Origin of the sequence: Actinomadura fulvescens (genome assembly GCF_039533225.1) — a bacterium.
GTDB classification, from domain to species: domain Bacteria; phylum Actinomycetota; class Actinomycetes; order Streptosporangiales; family Streptosporangiaceae; genus Spirillospora; species Spirillospora fulvescens.
The window spans coordinates 261,605-285,595 of sequence record NZ_BAAATD010000010.1; the positions used below are offsets into that span (position 1 = coordinate 261,605).

At 70.3% G+C, this 23,991-nt stretch carries 22 protein-coding genes; 6 read left to right on the forward strand and 16 right to left on the reverse strand.

Annotated features, from left to right (window positions below; genetic code table 11):
- Position 1: 1 nt before the first annotated feature.
- The 6 genes from ABD333_RS33060 to purD all read right to left on the reverse strand — a co-directional run bounded on the left by ABD333_RS33060 (position 2) and on the right by purD (position 6,033).
- Positions 2 to 868 carry a phosphoribosylaminoimidazolesuccinocarboxamide synthase gene (locus ABD333_RS33060; protein WP_344546470.1) on the reverse strand — a complete coding sequence of 289 codons (867 nt, stop codon included), beginning with the start codon at positions 866 to 868 and terminating at the stop codon, positions 2 to 4.
- Complete coding sequence (locus tag ABD333_RS33065; RefSeq protein ID WP_344546471.1) at positions 868 to 1,659, reverse strand: MOSC domain-containing protein; 792 nt, start codon at positions 1,657 to 1,659, stop codon at positions 868 to 870. Before ABD333_RS33065 ends, ABD333_RS33060 begins: the two co-directional genes overlap by 1 nt.
- A gap of 24 nt (positions 1,660 to 1,683) precedes the next feature.
- Positions 1,684 to 2,994, reverse strand: coding sequence for an adenylosuccinate lyase (gene purB, locus ABD333_RS33070; RefSeq protein ID WP_344546472.1), 1,311 nt, complete (start codon positions 2,992 to 2,994; stop codon positions 1,684 to 1,686).
- Positions 2,991 to 3,149, reverse strand: a complete 159-nt coding sequence (locus ABD333_RS33075) for a hypothetical protein (RefSeq protein ID WP_344546473.1) — start codon at positions 3,147 to 3,149, stop codon at positions 2,991 to 2,993. The genes purB and ABD333_RS33075 overlap by 4 nt, the downstream gene beginning before the upstream one ends.
- On the reverse strand, positions 3,146 to 4,003 hold the full coding sequence (locus ABD333_RS33080) for a hypothetical protein (RefSeq protein ID WP_344546474.1): 858 nt from the start codon (positions 4,001 to 4,003) through the stop codon (positions 3,146 to 3,148). The genes ABD333_RS33075 and ABD333_RS33080 overlap by 4 nt, the downstream gene beginning before the upstream one ends.
- Before the next feature lie 785 nt (positions 4,004 to 4,788).
- Positions 4,789 to 6,033, reverse strand: a complete 1,245-nt coding sequence (purD, locus tag ABD333_RS33085) for a phosphoribosylamine--glycine ligase (RefSeq protein ID WP_344546475.1) — start codon at positions 6,031 to 6,033, stop codon at positions 4,789 to 4,791.
- 351 nt (positions 6,034 to 6,384) lie between these two features.
- On the opposite strand from purD, the gene ABD333_RS33090 reads away from it, so the two are divergent.
- On the forward strand, positions 6,385 to 7,671 hold the full coding sequence (locus ABD333_RS33090) for a magnesium and cobalt transport protein CorA (RefSeq protein WP_344546476.1): 1,287 nt from the start codon (positions 6,385 to 6,387) through the stop codon (positions 7,669 to 7,671).
- 237 nt (positions 7,672 to 7,908) lie between these two features.
- On the opposite strand, the gene ABD333_RS33095 is transcribed toward ABD333_RS33090, so the two are convergent.
- The 4 genes from ABD333_RS33095 to ABD333_RS33110 all read right to left on the reverse strand — a co-directional run bounded on the left by ABD333_RS33095 (position 7,909) and on the right by ABD333_RS33110 (position 11,505).
- A complete protein-coding gene (locus tag ABD333_RS33095; RefSeq protein ID WP_344546605.1) occupies positions 7,909 to 8,823 on the reverse strand; it encodes a glycerophosphodiester phosphodiesterase family protein in 915 nt (304 codons plus the stop codon).
- A gap of 77 nt (positions 8,824 to 8,900) precedes the next feature.
- Positions 8,901 to 10,184 carry an adenylosuccinate synthase gene (locus tag ABD333_RS33100; RefSeq protein WP_344546477.1) on the reverse strand — a complete coding sequence of 428 codons (1,284 nt, stop codon included), beginning with the start codon at positions 10,182 to 10,184 and terminating at the stop codon, positions 8,901 to 8,903.
- A 327-nt stretch (positions 10,185 to 10,511) separates the two neighbouring features.
- The gene (locus ABD333_RS33105) at positions 10,512 to 10,931 is read right to left on the reverse strand and encodes a DUF3151 domain-containing protein (RefSeq protein ID WP_344546478.1); all 420 of its coding nucleotides are present in this window, start codon (positions 10,929 to 10,931) and stop codon (positions 10,512 to 10,514) included.
- Positions 10,932 to 10,956: 25 nt separating this feature from the next.
- On the reverse strand, positions 10,957 to 11,505 hold the full coding sequence (locus ABD333_RS33110) for a GNAT family N-acetyltransferase (protein ID WP_344546479.1): 549 nt from the start codon (positions 11,503 to 11,505) through the stop codon (positions 10,957 to 10,959).
- Between the two features lie 118 nt (positions 11,506 to 11,623).
- Between ABD333_RS33110 and ABD333_RS33115 the strand changes: the two genes are divergently transcribed.
- Positions 11,624 to 12,094 carry a winged helix-turn-helix transcriptional regulator gene (locus ABD333_RS33115; RefSeq protein WP_344546480.1) on the forward strand — a complete coding sequence of 157 codons (471 nt, stop codon included), beginning with the start codon at positions 11,624 to 11,626 and terminating at the stop codon, positions 12,092 to 12,094.
- A gap of 389 nt (positions 12,095 to 12,483) precedes the next feature.
- Here ABD333_RS33115 and fbaA read toward each other — a convergent pair whose 3' ends face one another.
- Positions 12,484 to 13,506 (reverse strand): class II fructose-bisphosphate aldolase, encoded by a 1,023-nt coding sequence (fbaA, locus tag ABD333_RS33120; RefSeq protein ID WP_344546481.1) that lies wholly within the window; start codon positions 13,504 to 13,506, stop codon positions 12,484 to 12,486.
- Positions 13,507 to 13,804: 298 nt separating this feature from the next.
- On the opposite strand from fbaA, the gene ABD333_RS33125 reads away from it, so the two are divergent.
- Positions 13,805 to 14,533 carry a DedA family protein gene (locus tag ABD333_RS33125; protein WP_344546482.1) on the forward strand — a complete coding sequence of 243 codons (729 nt, stop codon included), beginning with the start codon at positions 13,805 to 13,807 and terminating at the stop codon, positions 14,531 to 14,533.
- 96 nt (positions 14,534 to 14,629) lie between these two features.
- Positions 14,630 to 15,013: a hypothetical protein gene (locus tag ABD333_RS33130; protein WP_344546483.1), complete on the forward strand. Its 384-nt coding sequence runs from the start codon at positions 14,630 to 14,632 to the stop codon at positions 15,011 to 15,013.
- 12 nt (positions 15,014 to 15,025) lie between these two features.
- On the opposite strand, the gene pyrE is transcribed toward ABD333_RS33130, so the two are convergent.
- Complete coding sequence (pyrE, locus tag ABD333_RS33135) at positions 15,026 to 15,562, reverse strand: orotate phosphoribosyltransferase (RefSeq protein ID WP_344546484.1); 537 nt, start codon at positions 15,560 to 15,562, stop codon at positions 15,026 to 15,028.
- A 106-nt stretch (positions 15,563 to 15,668) separates the two neighbouring features.
- On the opposite strand from pyrE, the gene ABD333_RS33140 reads away from it, so the two are divergent.
- Positions 15,669 to 16,208 (forward strand): hypothetical protein, encoded by a 540-nt coding sequence (locus ABD333_RS33140; protein ID WP_410558159.1) that lies wholly within the window; start codon positions 15,669 to 15,671, stop codon positions 16,206 to 16,208.
- Here the strand turns inward: ABD333_RS33140 and ABD333_RS33145 are convergent.
- From ABD333_RS33145 to ABD333_RS33155, 3 genes are all read right to left on the reverse strand, one after another.
- Positions 16,205 to 16,843 carry a tetratricopeptide repeat protein gene (locus tag ABD333_RS33145; RefSeq protein WP_344546485.1) on the reverse strand — a complete coding sequence of 213 codons (639 nt, stop codon included), beginning with the start codon at positions 16,841 to 16,843 and terminating at the stop codon, positions 16,205 to 16,207. The two genes, ABD333_RS33140 and ABD333_RS33145, sit on opposite strands and share 4 nt — an antisense overlap.
- 75 nt (positions 16,844 to 16,918) lie before the next feature.
- Positions 16,919 to 18,238 carry an NYN domain-containing protein gene (locus ABD333_RS33150; RefSeq protein ID WP_344546486.1) on the reverse strand — a complete coding sequence of 440 codons (1,320 nt, stop codon included), beginning with the start codon at positions 18,236 to 18,238 and terminating at the stop codon, positions 16,919 to 16,921.
- A gap of 400 nt (positions 18,239 to 18,638) precedes the next feature.
- Positions 18,639 to 21,290, reverse strand: coding sequence for a sigma-70 family RNA polymerase sigma factor (locus ABD333_RS33155; RefSeq protein ID WP_344546487.1), 2,652 nt, complete (start codon positions 21,288 to 21,290; stop codon positions 18,639 to 18,641).
- A gap of 170 nt (positions 21,291 to 21,460) precedes the next feature.
- Between ABD333_RS33155 and ABD333_RS33160 the strand changes: the two genes are divergently transcribed.
- Entirely contained in the window at positions 21,461 to 22,255 is a 795-nt protein-coding gene (locus ABD333_RS33160) for a hypothetical protein (RefSeq protein ID WP_344546488.1), read from the forward strand.
- A 100-nt stretch (positions 22,256 to 22,355) separates the two neighbouring features.
- Here the strand turns inward: ABD333_RS33160 and ABD333_RS33165 are convergent, their stop codons facing one another.
- A complete protein-coding gene (locus ABD333_RS33165; protein WP_344546489.1) occupies positions 22,356 to 23,981 on the reverse strand; it encodes an alkaline phosphatase D family protein in 1,626 nt (541 codons plus the stop codon).
- Positions 23,982 to 23,991 lie beyond the last annotated feature (10 nt).

Below are 23,991 nucleotides of genomic sequence, written 5' to 3' on the forward strand. Positions count from 1 at the left end.
GTCAGGTGAAGGTGCGGCCGGTCAGGCGTTCGTAGGCTTCTACGTACTTGGCGCGGGTGCGGTCGACGATCTCCTCTGGCAGGGGCGGAGGCGCCTCGCCTGAGGAACGGTCCCAGCCGGACTCCGGCGAGACGAGCCAGTCGCGGACGAACTGCTTGTCGTACGAGGGTTGCGCGCGACCGGGCTCCCACTGGTCGGCGGGCCAGAAGCGGGACGAGTCCGGCGTGAGCACCTCGTCGGCGAGCACCAGCGTGCCATCGGCCCGGCGGCCTAGCTCGATCTTGGTGTCGGCCACGATGATCCCCCGGTCGCGGGCCAGCCCGGCGCCCCGTCCGTAGACCGCGAGCGTGAGGTCGCGGAGCCGCGCGGCCTCGTCGGGGCCTTCCTGCGCTTCGACCTCGGCGTACGTCATGGGCTCGTCGTGCTCGCCGACGTCGGCCTTGGTGGTCGGCGTGAAGATCGGCTCGGGCAGCGCGGAGGCGTCCAGCAGGCCGGCGGGCAGCGGGACGCCGGACACCGCGCCGTGCTCGCGGTACTCCTTCAGGCCGCCGCCGGTCAGGTAGCCGCGGGCCACGCACTCGACCTTGACCATGTCGAGGCGTTCCACGACCATGAGCCGCCCCGCCCAGTCGGCCGACGCCCCGGAGGGCAGGTCCGTGGAGATCACATGATTGGGCAGCAGGTCGGAGAGCTGCTCGAACCACCACAACGACAGCTGGGTGAGGATCTTGCCCTTGTCGGGGATCGGGGAGTCGAGCACGTGGTCGTACGCGGAGATCGTGTCGCGCGCGACCATCAGCAGCTCGCCGCCGGGCAGCTCGTACAGATCCCTGACCTTGCCGCTGTGCAGGTGCTTGAGCTGGTCCATCAGCGGGCCCTTTCGAGGATTTCCACAGGGTCTCCCACGGAGAGCCTGCCGGTGCCGCGGGGCACGCCGTTCATCCCGAACCGGATGCCGCGGTCGATGGTGCGGTACCTCGCCAGCGTCCGCAGCGGCTCGCGGCCCCGTTCGCCGCTCTCCTGGTCGGTCGTGGTGATCACGCACCGCGCGCAGGCCTTGACCAGCTCGATCTCCGTCTCGCCGATCCGCAGGCGCCGGACGCCGTCCTCGCCGAACGCGCCGAGCCCCGAAACGACGAGGTTGGGCCGGAAGCGGTTCATCGGCAGCGGGACGTCCAGCCGCTCGTTCAGGTCGGCCAGCGACTCGGCCGAGATCAGCAGCAGGGGATAGCCGTCCGCGAAGGCGACCTCGCCGCCGCCCCGGCTCGTCGCCCGATGGCCGGTGAAGCGGACGAGACGCACCTCGGTGTCGAGCAGCGCGCCGAACCAGTCCGCCGCCTCGTCGCCCTGGTCGATGCCCTGGCACTCCTGCCGGTGCACCACCACGTCCATCAGCGGCCCGTCGTTCACAGGCTTGTGGAAAAGCGGTGTGACGGCGATCTCGGCCACCTCGACCGCCAGTTCCTCGCCGTCGTACGACGGACGCAGCAGCGCCATCCGAGCGAGATCACGCTGCGACAGGAAACGGCCGTCCGGCGTCGTCAGCATGAATTCGCGGTCGTACAGCAGCCCCTTGGACGTCAGCTCGGCGGTGTCGAGGGACGTGCCGCCGCCGCTCTTGAGGGGATAGACGCTCAGCTCGGTGAGTACCGCGCCCAAAAAGATCTCCTGTCGGGTCGTGACTCAGGCGAGCGCCGAGAGGTGGTCGAACATCGAGCCGAGCCGTTCGACGAAGCGCTCCGGCCGGCACACGGCGTCGAGCCTCGCCTCGTCCAGCGTCAGCCCCGCCTCGGCCGCGTGCCTGCGGAGCGTCTCGCGGAACGGCACACCGGTCTGCCAGGTGTCCATCGCGGCCTTCTGCACCAGCGGGTACGCCTCGTCGTCGCGCGACATCCCGGCCTCGACCAGCTCCAGCAGCACGGTCGAGGTGTAGATCAGGCCGCCGGTCGAGTCGAGGTTGGCCTGCATCCGGGCGGTGTCCACGACCAGGCCGGACATCAGCCGGTTGGTGAGGTTGAGCATGTAGTCGAGCGCGATCGAGGCGTCCGGCAACGCGATCCGTTCGGTGGACGAGTGCGAGATGTCGCGCTCGTGCCAGAGCGGGATGCCCTCCATGACCGGGACGATCTGGGCGCGGACGATGCGTGCCATCCCGGCGAGCCGCTCGGAGATGATCGGGTTCTTCTTGTGCGGCATCGCCGACGAACCCTTCTGGCCCTTGCCGAAGGGCTCCCAGAGCTCGCGCACCTCGGTGCGCTGGCCGTGCCGGACCTCCAGCGCGATGGCCTCCAGGACCGTCGCCATGATCGCCAGGCTGGACACCCACTCGCTGATGCCGTCGCGGATGACCACCTGGGTCGACACGTCGGCCGACCTGAGCCCGAGCTTGCGCGCGACGTGCCGTTCGACCTCGGGGTCGATGTTGGAGTACGTGCCGACGGCGCCGGAGATCGCCATCACGCCGACCGCCTCGCGGGTCCTCCTGAGCCGGTCGCGGGAGCGCGCCATCGCGAACGCGAAGTCGGCCACCCGGTGGCCCCAGACGTCGGGCTCGCCGTGGATGCCGTGCGTACGGCCGACGCGCAGGGTCGCGCGGTGCTCCAGCGCGTGGTCGCGCAGCGTGGCGACCAGCGTGTCGGCCTTGGCGAGGAGGATGTCGGTCGCCTCGACCAGCTGCAGCGCCAGCGCGGTGTCGAGCAGGTCGGACGAGGTCATGCCGAAGTGCACGTACCGCGCGGCCTCGCGGGGCTCGGTGTTGTCCGCCCAGGCCGAGAGGAAGGCGATCACGTCGTGCTGGGTGACCGCCTCGATCTCGTGCACCGCCTCCGGGGTGGGCGGCGGGGCCTTGCGGACCGGCTCCACCACCTCCGCCGGGATCGTGCCGGCCTCGGCGTGGGCCTCGACCACCAGGGTCTCGACCTGGCACCAAAGCTCGTACTTGTGCGCGTCACTCCAGACGCGTCCCATCTCCGGAAGGGTGTACCGCTCAATCACACCTCCGATTGTCCCAGGTGGCCGGGGGTGCTCCCACCCCCGGGGCGGCTCGGCGCGGTCGCCGTGGCCGTACGGGCGCGATATTCGAGCAGCAGCGCGGCCGTGACCACGAGGATCAGCTCGGCGGCGGCCGAGCGCCCGCTGGGCGTGATCAAGTGATCATGGGCCGCTGATCAGGCGCGTTCGCCGCCGTCTCCGGCGAGGCCGACCGCAGCAGACCGCCGACGCGACGGTCCAGCGGGCCCGTCAGAAGCTGCTGCCCGTACCCGAGAAGCACCGCCCCGAAGAGCAGCGCGGCCTGCGAATTGACCTCGGAGAGCGCCGACAGTCCGAGCGCGACGAGCCCGAAGATCGCGGTGGCCGCTCCCATGGACACCTTGAGCAGGACGAGCGGGACCGTGAGGGAGTATCGCGTAGGCAGCTCCAAGGGAACGCGCAGCGTACGTACAGCGGAGAACGCCGCGCCTACAAGGCCGAGCAGGGCCACCAGAGGCACGTCCCCGCCGGTGGCCGAACGATGTGGCCCGGTCGGGCACATGAGGCCCTCTCCCGACGGAAAGCACAGCGGCACGACCTGAGGCCAGTACATGCCCGCCGCCACGACTCCGCCGACGAGCATGACGAGGACGAGGAACGTTCCCAGCAGAACATTACGGAAGCGCCGTACCCTGCCGTTCTCCACGGCCTCCTGGAAGTAGGCGCCGTGCAGCGCCACCATCAGCAGGTGCCTGTCGCTCTCGGCCAAGTCCGATGACCGCAGATCGTGCGCGGTGCCGAACCGCCGTTCCACTGCGATCCGGCGAGGGTCCTCAGGCGGAAGGTAGGCCCGTACGAGCGCCAGCACCTCCGGCACACGCCCGCAGACCTGCTCCGACGTCTGGACTGCCAGCAACTGCGCCGCCCCGGCATTGATGTTGAACCAGGCCCCGTCGACCGCGCGCCCAGACAACCAGTCACGCCACCGCCTCCGGCTGGCCGCGTAGTACCGAGCCAGGACGACTTGCCGCAAGATCGCGTCATAACTAACCGCGATCTCCTCAGCCCCCCACCGCCGACTCCCTTCCGATGCCGATTCCGCGCCCGTCGCGTCAGGCTCCACCCTTGCAGACGTGCCCTCCATCGCGTTCCCGGCCGTAGCCGCGCCCTGCGTCGCGTCTGTGACCGCGACCGTCGCCGCACGCCCCCGCGCGTCTGTCGCCGCACGTGAGCTGGTATCCGCGGCTGCGGCCTGTGGCGTGGTCGCAGCCGACGCCGCACGTGTGGCCGTGCCCATTCCCGCACCGCCCGCCACGTCCGGCCCCGTGCTCAGCACTCCGCCTGTCGCCGCGCCCGCTCCCTCGCTTCGCATCGCGCTTGTAGCGGCGTCCGTGGTCTTGGCCGTCGGTGGACGCCGCGTCGCGTCCGCGTCTGTCGCCGGACGCCGCGTCGCGTTCGTGGTCGGACGCCTCGTCGTTGCGGCCGACGGCGTGCCTGATGCCGGGGTGCTGGTCGGTGCGTTACGGGACGGACGGGCACGGCCGGCGTGGCTGAAGGTCAGCGGCCCGGACTGGATGCCCGCGCGCTTGGCGTCCGTGAGCACCTGGATCGCGCGTGACTCCACGTACGTCCGCCAAGCGCCGGAGGCTCCGAACCGGCGGTAGGCCCACCTCCCCGGCGCTCGCAGTGTTCGCCGAACGAGCCGCCGCTTCCGCACCATCGCCGCCCCCGTCGCCGTGAGTGTTCATCCCGACTATCAGCAGGGACGGAGACGTGGGGCAGCGGAACGGTCGGAACTGTGGCGCGGCGGTGAGTCCTCTAGCGCTGGGCGGCTCGGAGGGCGATATCGCTGCGGTGATGCGAGCCTCGGAGCTCGATCTTCTCGGCGGCCTCGTAGGCGGCGGCGCGTGCCTCGGCGAGATCGGAGCCTGTGCCCACCACGTTCAGCACACGACCGCCGGAGGCCACCAGGCGGTCCGCCTCGCGGCGGGTACCCGCGTGCAGAACGTACGCGCCGGGCACCTTCGCGGCCTCGTCGAGACCCATGATCACATCGCCCTTGACCGGCGCGGCCGGGTAGTTCTCGGCGGCGATCACGACCGTCACGGCGGCACCGGCGTGCCAGGACAGGCGGGTGCCCCGGGCGAGGCCGCCGAGGGCGCACGCCTGGAGCAGGCCACCGAGCGGGGTCGCCAGGCGGTCGAGGACGACCTGGGTCTCCGGGTCGCCGAAACGCGCGTTGAACTCGACCACCCGCACGCCCTTGGACGTCAGCGCGAGCCCCGCGTAGAGCACGCCCACGTACGGCGTCTCACGGCGGCGCAGCTCGTCGACCGTCGGCTGGACGACCTTGGCCATCACCTCGTCCACCAGGCCCTCGGGGATCCAGGGCAGCGGGGTATAGGCGCCCATGCCCCCGGTGTTGGGTCCGGCGTCGTCGTCGTAGGCGCGCTTGAAGTCCTGGGCGGGCATCAGCGGCACCGCGTCCTGCCCGTCACAGAGCGCGAACAGCGAGACCTCGGGGCCGTCCAGGTAGTCCTCGATCACGACCCGTTCGCACGCGGCGGCGTGGTCGAGCGCCGCCGTACGGTCCTCGGTCACGACGACGCCCTTGCCCGCGGCGAGACCGTCGTCCTTCACCACGTACGGCGGGCCGAACTCGTCGAGCGCGGCGGCGGCCTGGTCGGTGCTCTCACAGACCCGCGCGGCGGCGGTCGGCACGCCCGCCGCGGCCATGACCTCCTTGGCGAACGCCTTGGAGCCCTCGATCCGGGCCGCTTCCCTGTCGGGACCGAAACAGGGGATTCCGGCCGTGCGGAGCGCGTCTGCGACCCCGGCCACCAAGGGCGCCTCCGGGCCGATCACCACGAGCCCGGCGCGCAGCCGCCCGGCGAGCTCCACGACCGCCGTCGGATCGGTCGGATCGAGCGCGTGGTTGTCCGCGATCTCTGCCGTGCCGGGGTTCCCGGGCGCGCAGTGGAGCGCGGTGACGGACGGGTCGCGATGCAGGGCACGGGCGATCGCATGCTCACGGCCGCCGGATCCAAGGACGAGTACTCGCACGTAGCAGGAGCCTAGTCGGCCGGACGCCGGCACGGCGGACCGGGCACGTTTTCCGGGGAACGGCGGTGTGATCGGTGCCACCCCGCAGGATCGCGAACTTGAACGATGTCCACAACGTCAAATATGTCGACTGGTAGGCTCGTGAAGCCTGTCGCCTAGGTACGAAGGGAGGTGGTCGGGATGAGTCCTGGTGATCCTTGCAGTTCTGCGGAGCCCCCTCACAGTCCGAGCCGGACTGTTCAACCGACCGCCTCTACTCGGCGTCCGGCCGCTGCCTTCGCGCGTTCCCCCCGCTGACAGCGCGGGTCGAGCGCGCACTGCGCGCGTGTGCCGGAGGCATAGGAGCACCTCATGGCCATGACCCGAGTCCGCCCTGGCCGGGCGACCAAGTCACTGTTCAAGACGCGCGGGCGCCCCACCTCCATGACCACGGCCGTCGCCCAGCGCGATTCGGCGGTCATCGACTGGGCCGCCTACATCGACGGTCATCGTGTGTCGACCGACACCATCGAGGACGCCGTACGCATGATCCGCGACGGCAGGCTCAAGCACGCCGACGACCCGGTCCGCCTGGGCTCAGGAGCCATCACGGCCGAGCAGGCGAGCCGACGTGGGGCGGGCGCGGCCGAGTTGGCGGCCCGACGTGGGGCGGGCGCGGCTGAGTTGGCGGCCCGGCGTGGCGTGGGCGCGACTGAGCTGGCGGCCCGACGTGGCCTGAGCGCGGGCGCAGGCATCGGCGCGGAGGAGAGCGCGGGCTTCGTGTGGGTCGGCCTGCACGAGCCGTCCGAGACCGAGCTCGCCGAGCTGGCGGAGGTCTTCGGGCTCCACGAGCTCGCCGTCGAGGACGCCATCAACGCCCATCAGCGCCCCAAGCTGGAGCGCTACGACGACGTCAACTTCTTCGTCATGAAGACCGTCGGCTACGTGCGGCGCGGACCCGACGGCGCCGAGGTCGTCGAGACCGGCGAAGTGATGATCTTCTGTGGTCCGGACTTCGTGGTCACGGTGCGGCACGGCACGCACTGCGAGCTCGGCTGCGTCCGCAACGACCTCGAAAAGGACCCGGCGCGGCTCAGCCTGGGTCCGAGCGCGGTGCTGCACGCCGTCGCCGACCGCGTTGTCGACGGCTACGTGAACGTCGCGGACGCCGTCCAGGAGGACATCGACGAGGTCGAGGAGGCGGTGTTCTCCCCCGAGCGCACCGACGAGTCGCGGCGGATCTACCGGCTCAAGCGCGAGGTGATCCAGCTCAAGCGGGCGGTCGGGCCGCTGTCCGGGCCGCTGCGCAACCTCAGCAACCGCCGGTTCGTGCCGAACGAGATCAAGGAGTACCTGCGGGACGTCGAGGACCACCTGACCCGCGTCCGCGACCAGGTCGAGTCCTACGACGAGCTCCTCAACCCGATCCTGCAGGCCCACATGACCCAGGTGACGGTGGCCGACAACCAGGACATGCGCAAGATCTCCGCCTGGGGCGCGATCTTCATGGTGCCCACGGCGATCGCCGGGATCTACGGCATGAACTTCGACTTCATGCCCGAGACGCAGTGGAGGTTCGGCTACCCGCTGATCCTGGGCGTCATCGCGACCGCCTGTCTGTCGCTCTACCGCGGCTTCCGCCGCAACGGCTGGCTCTAGACCTGGCGGTGCGCGCCTAGCGCGCGTTTCATAAGCCCCTGTCCTACTGCGCAACGCCCAGGCACGCGCCTCGCCGCGTTGTCGCCCCACCCCACCGAAACGCTCCGCAGAGCTCCGCGTTTCGGCGGGGACCCCGGACAAGCGGTCGACAGCCAAACCCGGGCTGACTCCCTCCTCCGCCTTGCGATGCACGCACCTGGACGCCGCTCGCTACGGACGCGACTTATGAAACACGCCCTAGCGGAGGATGGGTGCGGTGAGGGGATGCGGCAACGGGAGCCCGTGTCCCTGGAGCACGGCCCGCAGGCGGTCGGGATAGTCGGTCACGATCGCGTCCACGCCGTAGGTGACGAAGCGCGACATGTCGGCGGGTTCGTTCACCGTCCACACCACGACCGGCAAGGCCAGCGAGTGGGCGGCGATGACCAGTTCGGGCGTGGTGAGGTGGTGTTCGGGCGAGAGGACGGTCGCGCCGATGTCCAGGGCGGCCCGCGCCGGGTCGTCCGGGTGCTGTCCCGCGAGCCAGCGTGTGCCGAGGCCGAGCGTCTTGGCCTCGATCAGGGCCACCCGGGCCGCGTCCGGCGCGTACCGCCGCGCCTCGACGAGCACCCGCCAGTCGAACGCGAGCAGCCGGCTGCGGCCGATCAGGTCGAACGCGCCGAGCACCTCCGCCACCGCCGCGGTGAAGAACGCCACGTCCGGCTCGGGCCAGCCCGGGTCGGTCTTGAGCTCGACCGCGAGCCCGACGCCGGGCGCGCATGACATCAGCGCGCACACCTCGGCCAGCGTCGGCAACGGCGTCCGGTCCAGCGGAAGCTGGGTGAGGACGAACGGGTCGTCGTCGGTCGTGGGCCGCCGCACGCCGGCGTCGAGGGTCTTGACCTGATCCAGGGTCAGATCCCGGATCGCCTTGCCCACGTAGGGATACATGCCGTCACCGGACCGGGCGGGGCCCGTGTCGGCGAGATTGATCGGAGACAGCACCTGGTCGTGGTTGAGCACGACGACGCCGTCCGCCGTCAGGCCCACGTCGAGTTCGACCACGTCGACGCCGAGCTCCAGCGCGTGCAGGAACCCGGGCAGGGTGTTCTCCGGCCGCAACCCGCGGGCTCCACGGTGACCGTGCAGCTCGACGGACCCCCCGTTGGTCATCACGCCTGGGAGGCTACAGGGAGTCACCAATGGCCCGATGGCCGATCGGTGAGAACCGGTTGAACGATTGGCGTGCGTCAGACGAGCGGACGCAGCTGCAACGTCTGGTCGCGGCCCGGCCCGACGCCGATCGCCGAGATCTGCGACCCGGACATCTCCTCCAGGGCGCGGACGTAGGCCTGGGCGTTCTTGGGAAGGTCGTCGAAGGTCTTGGCACCGGTGATGTCCTCCTGCCAGCCGTCCAGGTACTCCAAAATCGGCTTGGCGTGGTGGAACTCGGTCTGGGAGGCGGGCATCTCGTCGTGCCGCACCCCGTCGATCTCGTACGCGACGCAGACCGGTACCCGCTCCAGCCCGGACAGAACGTCGAGCTTGGTGAGGAAGTAGTCGGTGATCCCGTTGACCCGGGTGGCATAGCGGGCGATCACCGCGTCGAACCAGCCGCAGCGGCGGTCACGGCCGGTGGTCACGCCGTACTCGCCGCCGGTCTTGCGCAGGAACTCGCCCCACTCGTCGAGCAGCTCGGTGGGGAACGGCCCAGAGCCGACCCGGGTGGTGTAGGCCTTGAGGATTCCGATCACGCGGGTGATCTTCGTCGGCCCCACGCCGGAACCGACGCACGCGCCGCCCGCCGTCGGGCTCGACGACGTCACGAACGGGTACGTGCCGTGGTCGATGTCGAGGAGCGTACCCTGCGCGCCCTCCAGCAGCACGACCTTGTCGTCGTCCAGGGCCTCGTTGAGCACGAGCGTCGTGTCGGCCACGTACGGCTTGAGGCGCTCGCCGTACTCCAGGTATTCCTGCACGATCGGCCCGGTCTCGATCCGGCGCCGGTTGTAGACCTTGGTGAGGACCTGGTTCTTCTCGCGCAGCGATAGGTCGAGCTTCTGGGTGAGGATGTTGGGATCGAACAGGTCCTGGACCCGGATCCCCATCCGGTTGATCTTGTCGGCGTACGCCGGGCCGATGCCGCGGCCGGTCGTGCCGATGCGCGCCTTGCCGAGGTAACGCTCGGTGACCTTGTCGAGGGCCCGGTGGTGGGGCATGATCAGGTGCGCGTTCGCCGAGATCAGCAGCCGCTCGCACGAGATGCCGCGCTCCTTGAGCCCGTCGATCTCCTGCAGCAGCACGGCCGGGTCGATGACGACCCCGTTGCCGATCACCGGGACGACGTCGGCCGAGAGCACACCGGACGGCAGCAGGTGCAGCGCGTAGCTCTTGTCGCCGATGACCACGGTGTGGCCGGCGTTGTTGCCCCCCTGATAGCGAACGACATAGTCGACATCGCCGCCGAGCAGGTCGGTCGCCTTGCCCTTGCCTTCATCTCCCCATTGGGCTCCGACAAGAACGATGGCCGGCATGCCACTCTTCCTTCCCACGACGAAGGCCCCTGATCGCAAGCGCGAAGGGGCCTCTTGCGATCAAATCGTACCCGCAGCCGGGGACTGAAGAAACCGCACCTCGCCATCCCAGCGGCCATGCCGGACCAACCGCCTGGGCGGTCCGACGCCCAGCTAGACCACACCGCTCGTTCCTTACGGCCGCGCAGGCAGGTCATGCCGCCCTGCCCTGGCGGTCAGCCGCTCAGATCAGGTCGCGGCCATGCCGGATCGGCCGTTCGGCGCTGCGGGCGGTTGTCCAGGCGGGCCAGCCGCCGGGGTGGCGGTTGGTCGCTCAAACGTGGCGGGTTAGTTGCTGAGGGCCTCCGCGGCGGTAGGGCTGCTGTCGCGTAGGAAGGTCTTGCAGCGTTCGGCCTCAGCGTCCTCGCCGATGGCGGCTGCGGCGCGTCCCAGGGCGTGCAGGGCACGCAGGAAGCCCCGGTTGGCCTCGTGCTCCCAGGGGATGGGGCCCTGCCCCTTCCAGCCCGCCCGCCGCAGCATGTCGAGCCCGCGGTGGTAACCCGTGCGCGCGAAGGCGTACGAGTCGATGACGCCGCCCCGGGCGAACGCGCGGTCGGCCAGCTCGGCCCACACTCCCGGGTAGTCCGGATGGCGGGCGGCCACCTCGAACGGGTCGACGCCCTTCTCCAAGGCCTCGCGGGCCTCGGGGTTGTCCGGGAGTTCGGTCGGAGGTGGGCCGCCGAGCAGGTTCTGGGTCATGCCGGTCATCGTAAATGTCCGGCCCCGGTGCTCATCAACCCGGGACCCGCAACCCGTTCGCTGAAGTCAGCGGGAGCGGAAGCCTGTAGTGGGCGGATCCGCCGTCGCTGGAGGGCCTGACCGCGGGCCAGCCGGTGCGGATGGCGGACATGGCCGTGCGGTTCGCCAGCGTGACGTCGGCGTCGAACTCGCTGATGCCGCGCCGTTCGGCCAGCTGGGACAGGTAGCGGACCATCCGGCTGGCCAGGCCGTGGCGCTGCCAGGGGTCGGTGATGAGGACGGCGATCTCGGCTCGCCAGGGTTCCTTGCGGTCGCGTACGTACTCGGCGATCCCGAGCATCCGGCCGTCCAGCAGCGCCACCATCGCCTCGTGGTCCCAGTGGTCGAGCTGGTGCAGCGCCCGTACGTACGCCTCGGGGAGCGCGGGCGTTCCCGTGAAGAACCGCGTGTAGAGACTTTCCCGGGACAGGCGGTCCGACATCTTGCGCAGGGCTTCCTCGTCGCCGATCCCGTACGGGCGGATGCGCACGTCGTGAACCGTCGCGTCAACGCAAGCGCCGTTGCTCACATCGAGTAGCTTCATGAAACTATTGGACCGTAGACCGTTGCGTGAAGCAACCCTCTAGGCCGGACTGGGGGCTCTCCAAGCCGTGACTTGGAGGAGGTTCGTTGTGTGACACAACTCAGGTAAGGTCGGAGGCGTGTTGCCCCGCACGTACGAATCCCAGAACTGTTCGATCGCCCGGGCCCTGGAGGTGATCGGCGATCGCTGGACGATGCTGGTGATCCGCAGCGCCTTCGAGGGCGTCCGCCGCTTCGACGACTACCAGGACGGCCTGGGCATCGCCCGCAACGTCCTGACCGACCGGCTCACCCGGCTGTGCGAAGAGGGCCTGATGCGCCGCGTTCGCTACCAGGAACGCCCCGAACGGTACGAATACCGCCTCACCCGCAAGGGCGTCGAACTCTGGCCGGCCATGATGACCCTGATGCTCTGGGGCGACCGGCACTACGCGCCCGACGGCCCGCCCCTGGTGATCGGCCACCGCGGTTGCGACGGCGCCCTCACCGACCATCTCACCTGCGACTCCTGCGGCGCCCAACTCGGCCCCAAGGACGTGGACCCCCGCCCAGGCCCCGGCGCCGCCGCGCAAACCCAAGCCTCCGCCTAACCAGCGACTGCCGCGCTCACCGGGACACCCAGCGGCCCGGATATCCACAGAACGCTATTCCACTTCAAACCCGCCACCAGGGCGTTCGACAATAAAAGAGGGTCAGCCCCCGGGGCGGGCGGGGCCTGCTCTGCCGGGCCTGCTCTGCCGGGCCTGCTCTGCCGGGCCTGCTCTGCCGGGCCTGCTCTGCCGGGCCTGCTCTGCCGGGCCTGCTCTGCCGGGCCTGCTCTGCCGGGCCTGCTCTGCCGGGCCTGGCCTGCCGGGCCTGCTCTGCCGGGCCTGCTCTGCCGGGCCTGTCTTGAAATGGGCTGGGGTTTGTCCTCGCGTTGGGTGGGAGCGGCGCGGCCGCCACGTGGGTGGTGGCGGCCGCGCGTGCGCTTCCGGTGGGGTTACTTCAGCTTCTTGCCGGCGGAGAGCAGGTTGTCGCAGGCGGTGACGATGCGGGCGGCCATGGCCTCCTCGGCGGCCTTGCCGTAGGAGCGCGGGTCGTACTTCTTCTTGTTGCCGACCTCGCCGTCCACCTTGAGGACGCCCTCGTAGTTGGTGAACATGTGCGCGGCGATCGGGCGGGTGAAGGCGTACTGGGTGTCGGTGTCGATGTTCATCTTGATGACGCCGTACGAGACCGCCTCGCGGATCTCCTCCAGCGTGGAGCCGGAGCCGCCGTGGAAGACCAGGTCGAACGGCTTCGACTTGTTGTACTTGGCGCCGACCGCGTCCTGGAGCTCCTTGAGCACCTCGGGCCGCAGCTTGACGGCGCCCGGCTTGTAGACGCCGTGCACGTTGCCGAAGGTCGCCGCCAGGATGTAGCGGCCCTTCTCGCCCAGGCCGACGGCCTCGACGGTGGCCAGTGCGTCGCCCGTGGTGGTGTAGAGCTTCTCGTTGATCTCGTTGGCGACGCCGTCCTCCTCGCCGCCGACGACGCCGATCTCCATCTCCATGATCACGCGGGCCTTGGCGCACTCCTCGATCAGTTCCGCGGCGATCTGGAGGTTCTCCTCCAGCGGGACGGCCGAGCCGTCCCACATGTGCGACTGGAACAGCGGCTGCTCGCCGCGGGAGACGCGCTCCTGCGAGATCTTGACGAGCGGCCGCATGAAGCCGTCCAGCTTGTCCTTCGGGCAGTGGTCGGTGTGCAGCGCGATGTTGACGGGGTAGTGCTCGGCCACGACGTGGGCGAACTCGGCCAGGGCGACCGATCCCACCACCATGTCCTTGACGGGCGCGCCGGACAGGTACTCGGCGCCGCCGGTGGACACCTGGATGATCCCGTCGCTCTCCGCCTCGGCGAAGCCGCGCAGCGCCGCGTTCAGCGTCTGGCTCGACGTCACGTTGATGGCGGGGTAGGCGAAACCGTCCTGCTTGGCACGGTCGAGCATCTCCGCGTAGACCTCAGGGGTCGCGATGGGCATTTGATCAACGTCCTTTCGTACGCGTGGTGCCGCCGGGCATCCGGGCCGGGCGGTGTGCTCCCGGATGCCTGCCGCTCGCGGGCCAGGTCAGGACTCCGAGGAGTACAAGGGCCGGGAATGGGATGTCGCCCAGGCCAGTATCTCGAATTTTCCCCGGCGGGCCAGCCGGGGCCCCCACGCGTCCGGCGCGGCTGATCGCTTGGTGCCGGTTCGCCCCAGAGTGACCAAAGTGCCGGGAGGAGCGGCCGAGGAGTCACTTCTCAGGGAAACGAGACGCCCGGACAGGTACGCTCACGGTGTGGATCTCACGCTCATTTCTCTCAATGTCACCGAGTGGCTGCACCCGACCGCTTGGCTGCAGTTGTTCGGCACCTTCGCGACGATCGGCGTCATCGCGATCATCTTCGCGGAGACCGGACTGCTGTTCGGATGCATCCTGCCCGGTGACTCACTGCTGTTCACGGCGGGGATCCTCACCGCGGTCAGCACGGTCAACGGTCAGCATTTCCAGCCGCTGTCGCTGCCCTGGCTGCTGATCGGCGGTCCGATCGCCGCGATCGCCGGCGCCCAGCTGGGCCACTGGCTCGGCGAACGGTACGGCCGCAAGCTCTTCGACCGCCCCGACTCCCGAATTTTCCGCCAGGAGTGGGTGGAGAAGGCGGAGTACTACTTCAACCGCTTCGGTCCGGCCAAGGCGGTCGTCCTGGCCCGCTTCATCCCGATCGTGCGGACGTTCCTCAACCCGCTCGCCGGGATGCTCGGCATGGACCGCCGCAAGTTCTTCGTCTGGAACGTCATCGGCGCGGTGATCTGGACCGATTCGCTGTTCCTGCTGGGGCACTTCCTCGGCGCCAAGGTCCCCGACATCGAGCGTTACATCCTCCCCGGGGTGGCCGTGATCCTCGTCCTGTCGGTCATCCCAATCGTCCGGGAGGTCCTGAAGAGCAGGAGCGGTCAAGGCAACGGTCCGAATAAGAATGACTCTGAAGAGTCACGACCGTCGCTCAGCGGTGACAGTTATCGCTAACCTCCCCATGTGGGACGTCATCGGTCGGACCCTAGGGGTCTCGCGCGCATATTGATCGCGGCCATTGCCGTGGTGCTCGCCTTAGCGCTACTCATCGTGGGCGGCATTGCGTTGGTCAACGCGCTGACTTCCGACTCCAAGCAGCCGGGCCCGACCGAGACCGCCAGCGAGAGCACCGGCGGCACCCGGTCCGGCGCCGCGCCGCCGAGCCGGTCTCCGAAGTCTCCGGCCGCGACCGCGTCCACCCCTCTGGTGATCCGCGTGGTCGGGTCACCGACGACCGTGACGGTCACGGTCGCCGGGACGGGTGAGGTGCTGCACAACGGCAGGCTGGAGACCGGCGAGGCACGGCAGTACGAGCAGGCGCCGCTGAGCGTGGTCGCCGCCGACGCCGGGTCGGTCGAGGTCACGATCTACGGCCAGTTGCAGCCGCGCGGAAAGGTCGGGCAGCGCGGCGAGTGGAGTGTGCCGGATCGCTGACGCGGACGTTTCTCAGTCGAGACCGAGGTCGGGGACGCTGTACGGGTGCCGGTACTCCAGGCCCTCGGCGGCGATGCGTTCGGCGGCGCCCCGTTCCAGGATGGTGGCCACGGCGACGACCTCCGCGCCGGCGGCGCGCAGCGCCTCCACGGCGGTGAGCACCGAGCCGCCGGTGGTCGAGGTGTCCTCGACGGCGAGAACGCGGCGCCCCGCCACATCCGGGCCCTCGATCCGGCGTTGCAGTCCGTGCTGCTTGTCGGCCTTGCGGACCACGAACGCGTCCAGCTTGCGGCCGCGCACGGCGGCCGCGTGCAGCATCGCGGTCGCCACCGGGTCGGCGCCGAGCGTGAGCCCGCCGACGGCGTCGTAGTCCAGGTCGGCGGTCTCGTCCAGCATCACCCGCCCGACCAGCGGCGCCACCGCACCGTCCAGGGTCACCCGGCGCAGGTCGACGTACCAGGACGCCCGCCTCCCCGACGACAGCACGAAGTCGCCGTGGACGACGGCCTTCTCTTGGATCTCTCTCAGCAGGTCATCACGATCGCTCACATCGAGAACCCTATTCATCCGCGATGACTGCCCCGCGTACGGCATCCCCTCGCTCGCCGTCCCGGGTACGGTAACGGGGCGGATCCGACAAGCAGGAGGCACTGACGTGACGCCCGGCACGCTCGTCCTGCTGCACGAGCCCCATGCCTCGGCGGCGGCCTGGGGCGACCTCCCGGAGATGCTGCGCTCGTACGGGCTGGACGTGGTCACGCCGGACGTCGCCGACGGGGGCACGCGGTACGTGGCACGGGCATCCCTGATCATCGCCGCGACGGCCCCGTCCTCGCCGCTGGTGCTCGTCGCGTACGGCGCGGCAGGGCCTCTACTGCCCGCGCTGGCGCTGGCCCAGCGCGCCGCTCACCGCAAGGTCGGCGGCTATGTCTTCGTCGACGCCGAGCTGCCACGGCCGCAACGCCTGCACGACCATACGGACGCCGATCCGCCCGCTCCGATCCCTGCAGACTGGCCCGACGCACCGTGCGGCTACCTGCACACGCACCTGACCAGGCAGGACGGCAGCATCGCTCAGCCCGACGAACGCGACCAGTTCTTGCGCGAGGCGAGGCTGCGAGGCTGGCCCGTCGTCGAACACCGCCCACCCACAGCCGTGGCCCAGTCCCTCAGCGAACTGATCGCCACCCTTTAGGCGTTCTTGAGAAGGTCGTCCAGGAGGGCGTCGTAGTCGTCCTCCGCGCGGCCCAGGTCTACGCGGGCGCGGTAGCGGAGTCTCAGGAGGGCCTCCAGGCTGTCTTCGGCCAGGGCCACGTCGTCGGGGCCGGGGGTGAAGGAGCCCGCGTCCTCCGGGGCCTCTCCGGCGACGATGCCGGTGCCGACGGCGCGGTCGCGGAGGGCCAGCACCACGTCGGCGCCCGTGGTGGCCCAGTCGTGGGCTCCGCTGGCGTCACCCTGGGCGTAGAGCACCTCCGCCACGGCCCGGTAGACCTCCGGGTCGCGGGGCGCGTCGGCGCGGATCTCCTCGACCAGCCGGCGGGCCTCGTCGGCCTTGCCCAGCTCGAAGAGGGCGTCGGCGAGGTACGCGCGGGGATCACCGTAGGTCTCGCCGCCGTCCTCGATGGCCTGGCGGTACAGCGCGGCGGCCCGATCATGATCGCCTGCATGCTGCCACTGCTCACCGGCACGCAGCAGCACATTGGCACGTGACACCCCTCCGGACACCGACTCGGCGAGCTCGGAGAGCCGCCGGGCGGCCGAGATGTGATCGCCCGTGCGCAGGGTGTCGAACTCCAGATCGTCGAGATCGTCTTCCGTCACATGCGTCACGCTTCAACGCTACCCGCCGCCCGGCGGCCGAAGCGGGCGAATCAAGGATGATCGTGAATTACCTACGCGTACGAGCTACCGGCGCGACCGTTCGAGGGCGTCCCAGAACCCGCGGCGCAGGGCATGCCGGACCTCGTCGTGCAGCAGAAAATCGATCGGCAGTGAGGAGCCCTGAAGCAGGCGTGCCTCCAGGTCGGAGGGCATGCGCGGCTTGCGGGCCAGGACGGCTTCCAGCCAGAGCGCGGGAGCGTCGCGGGCGACGGACTCGCCGAAGTCCTGCCCCTCCTGGTGGGCCGCCTTGACCGCGTCCGACAGCGACGGCGCGGCCTGCTGCTGGACGGGCAGCGGCGCGATCTGCTGGGGCCCGGTGTAGGGGCCGTGCGGCTGGCTGGGCGGTGTGGAGGACGGCGACCCGTACTGCGTGCTCGGGATGGGACCCGTGTTGGGCGACTGCGTGGGCGCCGGAGTCGGCGCGGCGTGCAGCGAGCTCGGTGGCGACTGCGACTGCGACTGCGACGGCACGTTCGCGCCCGTTCCGGTGCTGTTGCCTAGGCCGGACGGCATGCCGGACCCTAGGCCGCTTGAGCCCAGGCCGCTTGAGCCCAGCCCTCCCGAACTCAGGTTGCCGCCGGTGAGACCGGACGTCGACGCTGATCCGGTCGACTGCGCGCCGGACGAACGCGCGCCGGTCGGCTGGCCTCCGGCGGACGAGCCCGGCGAGAGCTGTGGCCGGCCGGTGATCGGCGACGAGGGCGGCGGGCCGTTGTGCTGGCCGGCCGCCAGGGTCCCGAGCGTTCCGCCGGTGTGGGTGCCGTGCCCGTTGGACAGCGGGCTCGTCGAGTACGAGCCGCTGTCGAGGCCGGAGAGCAGGTTGACGAACGGACGAAGATGGCCGGTGCCGATCTCGATCAGGTCGTCGCACTCCTGCCGCAGCACGCGGGAGATCGTCCAGTTGCCGTCGACGGCGACGTGCACGACCGTCACCCGTACTCCGAGGTCCTGGGCGTCCGCGACGACCTGGGCGAGGTCTTCGTCACCGCTCACCACGACCGCGTCGGCCAGCGCGCCGTTGCGGGCCAGCGCCATCAGATCACGGTGGATCTCGGTGTCGACGCCCTCGCGGCGGCCGGGCCGGATGCGGCCGAGCCGCAGCTTGAGCCCGGGCAGGTCGGCGAGGGCCTCGTGCTCGGGAGACCGGCGTCCCTCGACGGTCGCCTCGTACCAGTAGCAGCGCAGCAGCGGCAGTCCGGTGCGCTCGCGCGCGAGGTTGCTCAGCAACTGGAGCAGGCCACCGAAATCCCACGAGACGGTCTCTCGATGGCGAGTGCCGTGCACCGCCATGGCGCCGTCCGCCAGCAGGTAGCCGGCGTCTACGAACAGCGCGCAGCGATCCATGCGACACCGCCTTTCCTCAACACGGGACCTCTCCGGGTACCCACTCCACGATCAGGGTGGTGAGGGGGACCATCTTCTGGGTGGCCTGCCCTTCATGCTCTCGGGGACGTGGGCCGGCGACTGACCCCGGGCTCCATAGCGTAGTGAAGCCCGTTAGTCCCGTAGGCCAATACGGCGATTCGCCACTCTTTCACGAGAGTAAGCCGCGTGTAACCCCTTGGAACGGCGCTCCGATGTCGTGTTCGGTTCGGTGCCCGCCCGCACCGGAGGTCGGCACACGACAGCGCGGACGCTACCAGCCGTTCCGGTCTGTCCATAATGCTTCCTCATGATCTTTACGAGAAGAATCGGTAACCCGGTTCAGTCGTGGAGAGCCGCACAACCATCCGCGACCGGCACTTCAACTGCGCATGGGGGCGGTGACCGTGATGACACCCGCCAGATACGCGTCCTGCCGCGTGGTCAGCCGGAGGGTTCCGCGGCCGTCGAGCCGCGTCGAGAAGTAATCGACATCTATCCCGAAGGTGAGCTCCGCGCCGATGGCACCGTTCGCCGAGCCATCGGCCACGTTGTCGGCCGACCGGTCTCCCGCCGCCGGAGTCAGCGGCCGGCCTCCCAGCAGCAGCCGGTCACCCGTGAGCCCGGCGTCGCCCTCCCACGCCACCACGCCGATCCGGGCCGGCTCCGCCGTGGCGAGCAGCCCGTTCACCGGCACGTTCACGCGGTGCGCGGCATGCGGGCCTAGCGAGCGCGCGCCGTCGAGCACCATCGCCTGCCGGTAGGGCGCCTTCGGGTCGTCCATGACGACCACCAGTGCCCAGCCCGCGTAGTGCGACGTGCCCGTCTCGGTGGGGACGTCGGCACCCCACCACTGCCCGCCGCCGTGCCGCCGCACGAGCTCGGTCACATCGGCGAACGCCTGGTAGACGCCGAAGTCCGGCATCTGTCGACGGTCGACCTGCGCGGGTCGTACGCGCTCGTACGTACCGCCCGGCGGCCGGAGCTTGGCCGGACCCGCGCCGCCCACACCCGACCAGTACAGTCCGGCCCACAGCACTCTGGCGCCGCCGGGCACTTCCACCTGTGCCGCACTCGACGACTCGGTGGCACCTACGCGGTCGAGGTCGAGAGGCGCCATGTCCCACAGGTCGTTGTCGCGGCGTTCTCCCTGCCTGCGCAGCGCCTTGGCGCAGCCTGGCTCCTCACTCGCGTCGCAGCTGAGCAAGGCGTTGCCGGCCTGAACGATCCGCAGCTTGCCGTCTGCCGCGAACCTCGCGGGCATGCCGGACACCCTCACCCCGTCCGCCGCCCGTGCTCCGGCGCGCACGTCACCTGCCCGCAACGTGACCTGCGGAGGTGCGTTGAACGGAGCGTTCTCGCCTACATCGACATGAAGGTAGGCCGATGTGGCGGCACCCGCCGGCACGGGCGCATGCGTGCATCGCACCCGACTGCGATCGTCATCCTGCGGCGCGACCTCAACGCTCTTGTCCGCCTTGTCCGCCTTGTCCGCCGGAGCTACGAGCGTGTCTTCGTCGTGTTCGTTGCCCGTGCTCGCGTCCATGCCTGTGTCGGGTTCGACGCCTGCGCCGGCCGCCGAGTCCTTTGTACGGGTGACCGGGGAGGAGAGGGGGCGGCAGCTCCAGCCGTCGCCAGGCTCCTGGCGCGGCTTGAAGGCGACCGAGTTGCGGCCGGTGGCACCTCCGGCGTACGTCACGCCGGGAGGCAGGTCCACATCGGCGATGACGTCGCGGGACGCGGCGTCGCCAGTGTTGCTGACCGACATCGCGACTATGCCGGGCTGCTCGCGCAAGAGCGCGCCGATCGTTCCTATACGGGTCGTGAGCTCGGCGTGCCGGACCGGAGGCGGCGGCTGTGGAGCGGGCGACGGAGGCCTCAGCGTGGGAGAACGTGAGGTGAGCGGTGGTGGAGGTCGCTCGGGTGCCGGAGCGGAGGCCCTTGGCCTGGGCGGCTCGGCGGCCGGAGGCTGGGCCGCCGGTGACGGTGTGCGCATCGGTCGGTCAGGTCGCTCGTCCGAGGCTAGAACGAGACCGGCCGCGACGGCGACGACCACGGTGGCCATACCGCCTGCCAGCGCCTGCTGCTGCCCTCTGGGAAGCTGGCGGAACCAGCCGAAGACGCCACCGGCCGCGATCCCGCCCTTGGCCGCCGCCGCAAGATAGGCGGTGGCCGCGGCGCCCAGGACGAACGGCCCGAGAGCCTCGCGCAGGGCTGTGTTGACGTCGGCGAGTTCGAGGTAGATGGCCTTGCAGCGGTCACACTCGTCGAGGTGCCGTTCGACGGTACGCGCGTCACGTCTGGCGAGCCCGCCGCGTACGAACGAACCGAGCTTTTCGAGCACGGGCCTACACCGCTCTGTCGCGACCTCCACACCGCCCGGCAAGCCGCCTACCGCGCCGGCTTGTGTGCTTGCCTCCGTATCGAGTGCTGCCAGGCCGGTGCTGAGGCCGGTCCTTGTCAGGTCTGCCAGGTGCATCTGCAGGTAGGCCTGGCGTAGCCCTTCGCGGGCACGGTAGGCGAGCGCCGCGACCCCGTTCGCCGTCAGGCCGAGGAGTGGCGCGATGTCGGCGGGCTTGGCGCCCTCGATCTCGGTGTGCCACAGGACGGCCTGCCAGCGTTCGGGGAGCGACTGGTACGCGCCGACGATCATCGACCGTTCGAGGCCCTCCACGGCGGGATCGGTGAACGGCATGCCCGGGTCGTACAACTCGATCTGGTCGGTGGGCTGCAGGCGCTTCTCGCTGCGATGCCGGTCGTAGACCGTGCGGCGGACGGCGGTGAGGAGGTAGGGGCGGAAGGCCGAATGGGGACCGCCGCCGCGGCGCACCACGTCCAGGATCTTGACGAACGTGTCCTGGACGGCGTCCTCGGCGCGGTCACCGTCGATGAGGTCGCGGGCCAGCCTGCGTGCCGCGCCCAAATGACGTTCGTACAAGGTGCCGTAGGCCGCGACGTGACCGTCACGGATGCGTGCGAGGAGCACCGCGTCGCTGGAGTTGGCCAGAGTCAGGTCTGACGCGGCCTCGCCCACGGGACCCCTCCTCCTGCTTTGCTAGCTCATTGTAATCAATTGACCACGGCTCGTCGCGGGAAGATGATTCCTCAAACCGCGTCATGACCACATCGGTTCGCCGTCAAAGGTCTGGGAGAACGCGCCGACCTGGCCGTTCTCCAAGATCGATACGGCGAGCGGAGGCGGGGATGGGGTACCTCTGGAGCGCGCCGCTCCCGAGCGACAAGGCGGTGCTGGGCGCGGACGAGCTGCGGGAGCGCTGGCGTAGCCGCAGCATGGAGGCGGGCTGGTCCGTGCCCGCCGACTGGTGGAGTCCGGCTGTCGAGGCCGTCGTCACCGCGGCCCGTACGGGCCCTGGCATGGCCGTCGCGTGCGCGCGGCTCGGCCGGGCACGCGGGAGGGCCGGAATCGGCATCGGGGAGACGCTGGACGATCTGGGGGCGTTGTTCGCCGTCCTCAGCTGGCCCGACCCTCCCCTGTCGCTCGTGCGCTGCACGGCGGAGGGCTGGGTGGACTCCGGGCTGATGGAACTCGCCGCCGAGTCCTGCGAGGACCCTCTCACGGGGCTGATGACGCTCTCGTACCTCCGCGGCAGGGTCAGCGAGATCTACCGGCAGGCGGCCGCTCTCGGCGACGCGGCCGGGACGGCGGTGCCCGACACGCACTGCCTGGTGGTGGTCGACCTGCCGGACGGGTCCGAGCCGTGGCGGCGGCTGGCGGGCGCGGTCGTGGTGGCGCATGATCTGCGTACGGTCTTCGCGGGCGGCGAGACGCTGACCCTGGTCGGTACCGGCCGTGCCGCGGCGCTGGTGCCCGTCGGCCCGCGGCTGGAGCCGGCCCTCGACTCGCTCCGCCGCTTGCTCACCGAGACCTCCGCCAAGGGCCACTGTCCCCTCGGCGGCCAAGGCGTCCTCGTCTGGGTCGAGCGCCTGCCGGAATCACTCACCGAGGCGTTGTGCCTGCTCGAAGTGCTGGCTTGCTGACTGACGTCGTCCTGGCTTGCCGGCCGGCGTCGTCCTGGCTTGCCGGCCGGCGCCCGGATTCCGGCCGGTGTACAGGGACGCGGCCGGAATCCGGACGGCCTCAGCGGATGTCGACGCGACCCAGCTCGGCGAGGGAGGTCTCGGACTCCGGGGTCTCCCAGCGAACGCGGCAGTCGCGGTCCTTGAGCTCGACCGTGCAGATGGCGTTGTCGAACCAGGGGCCTTCGGTGCGCTTCCACGACAGGGGCGGCCTGGGCACCTTGGCGAGTTTGGCCAGCAGGCGGAACGGAGCGCCGGTGGCCCGCAGGGAAGCGAACCTGTTCGCCAGGCGGAACTTGCCCACCAGCGGGTTGCGCAGCGGCGAGCACACGATCTGGGAGATCACCGACTGGGTGTGCGGGGCGGTGACCTGGGCCCGATAGGAGTAGTGGATGTCGCCGGACAGGAACGAGATGGTCGCCGGCGCCGTGCCGCGGCGGCCGTCGCCGACGGCGACCACGTCCTGCGCGACCTCGCGGAACGACTTCTCGAACGCGGCCCAGTGCTCCAGGTCGGCGCCCTGCCGGAGCTTCTCGCCGAGCCGGGCGGCACGCGGCCCCCAGGCGCCCTCCGCCATCGCCTCGTTCCACGCCTCGGCGTGGTGGATCGCGCGCGGCAGCAGGTACGGCAGCGAACTGGCGATCAGGAGGTGGTCCACGCCGCCCTGGCACTGCTCGTCCAGCCACTGGAACTCGCCGTCGTCGAGCATGCCGCGGCGGTCCCCGGTCAGCAGGCGTGAGCAGCGGCTGTCCACGACGATCAGCCGGGTGCCGTTGAGGTCGTGCGCGTAGCTCCAGCGGGCGGACGCGGGGTCCTTGTCCGCGCGTTCCGCGAACTCGTCGACGATCTTGCCCGCGTCGCCGCCGTCGGCGGACGCGGCCCGTACCGCCTCGTAGACCGGGTCGTTCGCCCGTTCCTCCGGCGACAGGTTGCCCAGGTGCTGGTAGATCCAGTACGAGCCGATGCCGCCGGTGATGCGGGCCCGCCACCACGGCTGGGCCCACATCTGCCGCCGCCAGGTGTAGGAGGTGTTCCAGTCGTCGCGGATGTCGTGGTCATCGAAGATCGTGAGTGTCGGCACCGTGGACAGCAGCCACCGCACCGCCGGGTCCTCGTGCCAGGCCAGCTTGTAGAGGTAGGTGTAGTCCTCGAAGTCGGCGAGCTCCCCGACCGGCGGCTCGGCCGGGTCGCGGCGGCTCCGGATGAACGCGCGCATCTCGTCGCTGAGCTCGTCGGCGTACACCTGGTCGCCGACCATCAGCAGCGCGTTCGGCCAGTGCTCGGCCGGGTCCGCCTCGGCGAGCCGGTGCGCGTACGCGGCGAGCGCGTCGATGCCGTGCTCGTTCGCCTTGTCCGGTGACCTGCGGCAGGAGCCGAACGAGATCCGCAGTTTCCCGGCGGGGTCGAGCGTGCGGATCCGGCTCTGCGGGAACCGCGTCACCTCGTCCGGCCACACGGTCTCTCCGTCGATCGCCACCGAGTACGGGGTGTCCGAACCGGGTTCGAGCCCGCCGATCTCGACGAGCGCGTAGTGATGGCCGTGCACCGTGAACGTACGGGCGGAGGCGTCGAGGCCGCGTTCCTCATTGAAGACGCGCACCTCGCCGGCACGATCGGCCTCCACCCACACCGTCGCCGTCCGATCTCCGACGTGACGTAGCAGGGGGCCGAGAACCAAAGCGGTCATACCCCGCATC

Coding starts and splice junctions, on each gene's coding strand:
- ABD333_RS33060 (WP_344546470.1), bottom strand. CDS start 868: ATGGACCAGCTCAAGCACCTGCACAGCGGCAAGGTCAGGGATCTGTAC.
- ABD333_RS33090 (WP_344546476.1), top strand. CDS start 6,385: ATGGCCATGACCCGAGTCCGCCCTGGCCGGGCGACCAAGTCACTGTTC.
- ABD333_RS33095 (WP_344546605.1), bottom strand. CDS start 8,823: ATGACCAACGGGGGGTCCGTCGAGCTGCACGGTCACCGTGGAGCCCGC.
- ABD333_RS33100 (WP_344546477.1), bottom strand. CDS start 10,184: ATGCCGGCCATCGTTCTTGTCGGAGCCCAATGGGGAGATGAAGGCAAG.
- ABD333_RS33105 (WP_344546478.1), bottom strand. CDS start 10,931: ATGACCGGCATGACCCAGAACCTGCTCGGCGGCCCACCTCCGACCGAA.
- ABD333_RS33110 (WP_344546479.1), bottom strand. CDS start 11,505: ATGAAGCTACTCGATGTGAGCAACGGCGCTTGCGTTGACGCGACGGTT.
- fbaA (WP_344546481.1), bottom strand. CDS start 13,506: ATGCCCATCGCGACCCCTGAGGTCTACGCGGAGATGCTCGACCGTGCC.
- ABD333_RS33150 (WP_344546486.1), bottom strand. CDS start 18,238: ATGGATCGCTGCGCGCTGTTCGTAGACGCCGGCTACCTGCTGGCGGAC.
- ABD333_RS33160 (WP_344546488.1), top strand. CDS start 21,461: ATGGGGTACCTCTGGAGCGCGCCGCTCCCGAGCGACAAGGCGGTGCTG.
- ABD333_RS33165 (WP_344546489.1), bottom strand. CDS start 23,981: ATGACCGCTTTGGTTCTCGGCCCCCTGCTACGTCACGTCGGAGATCGG.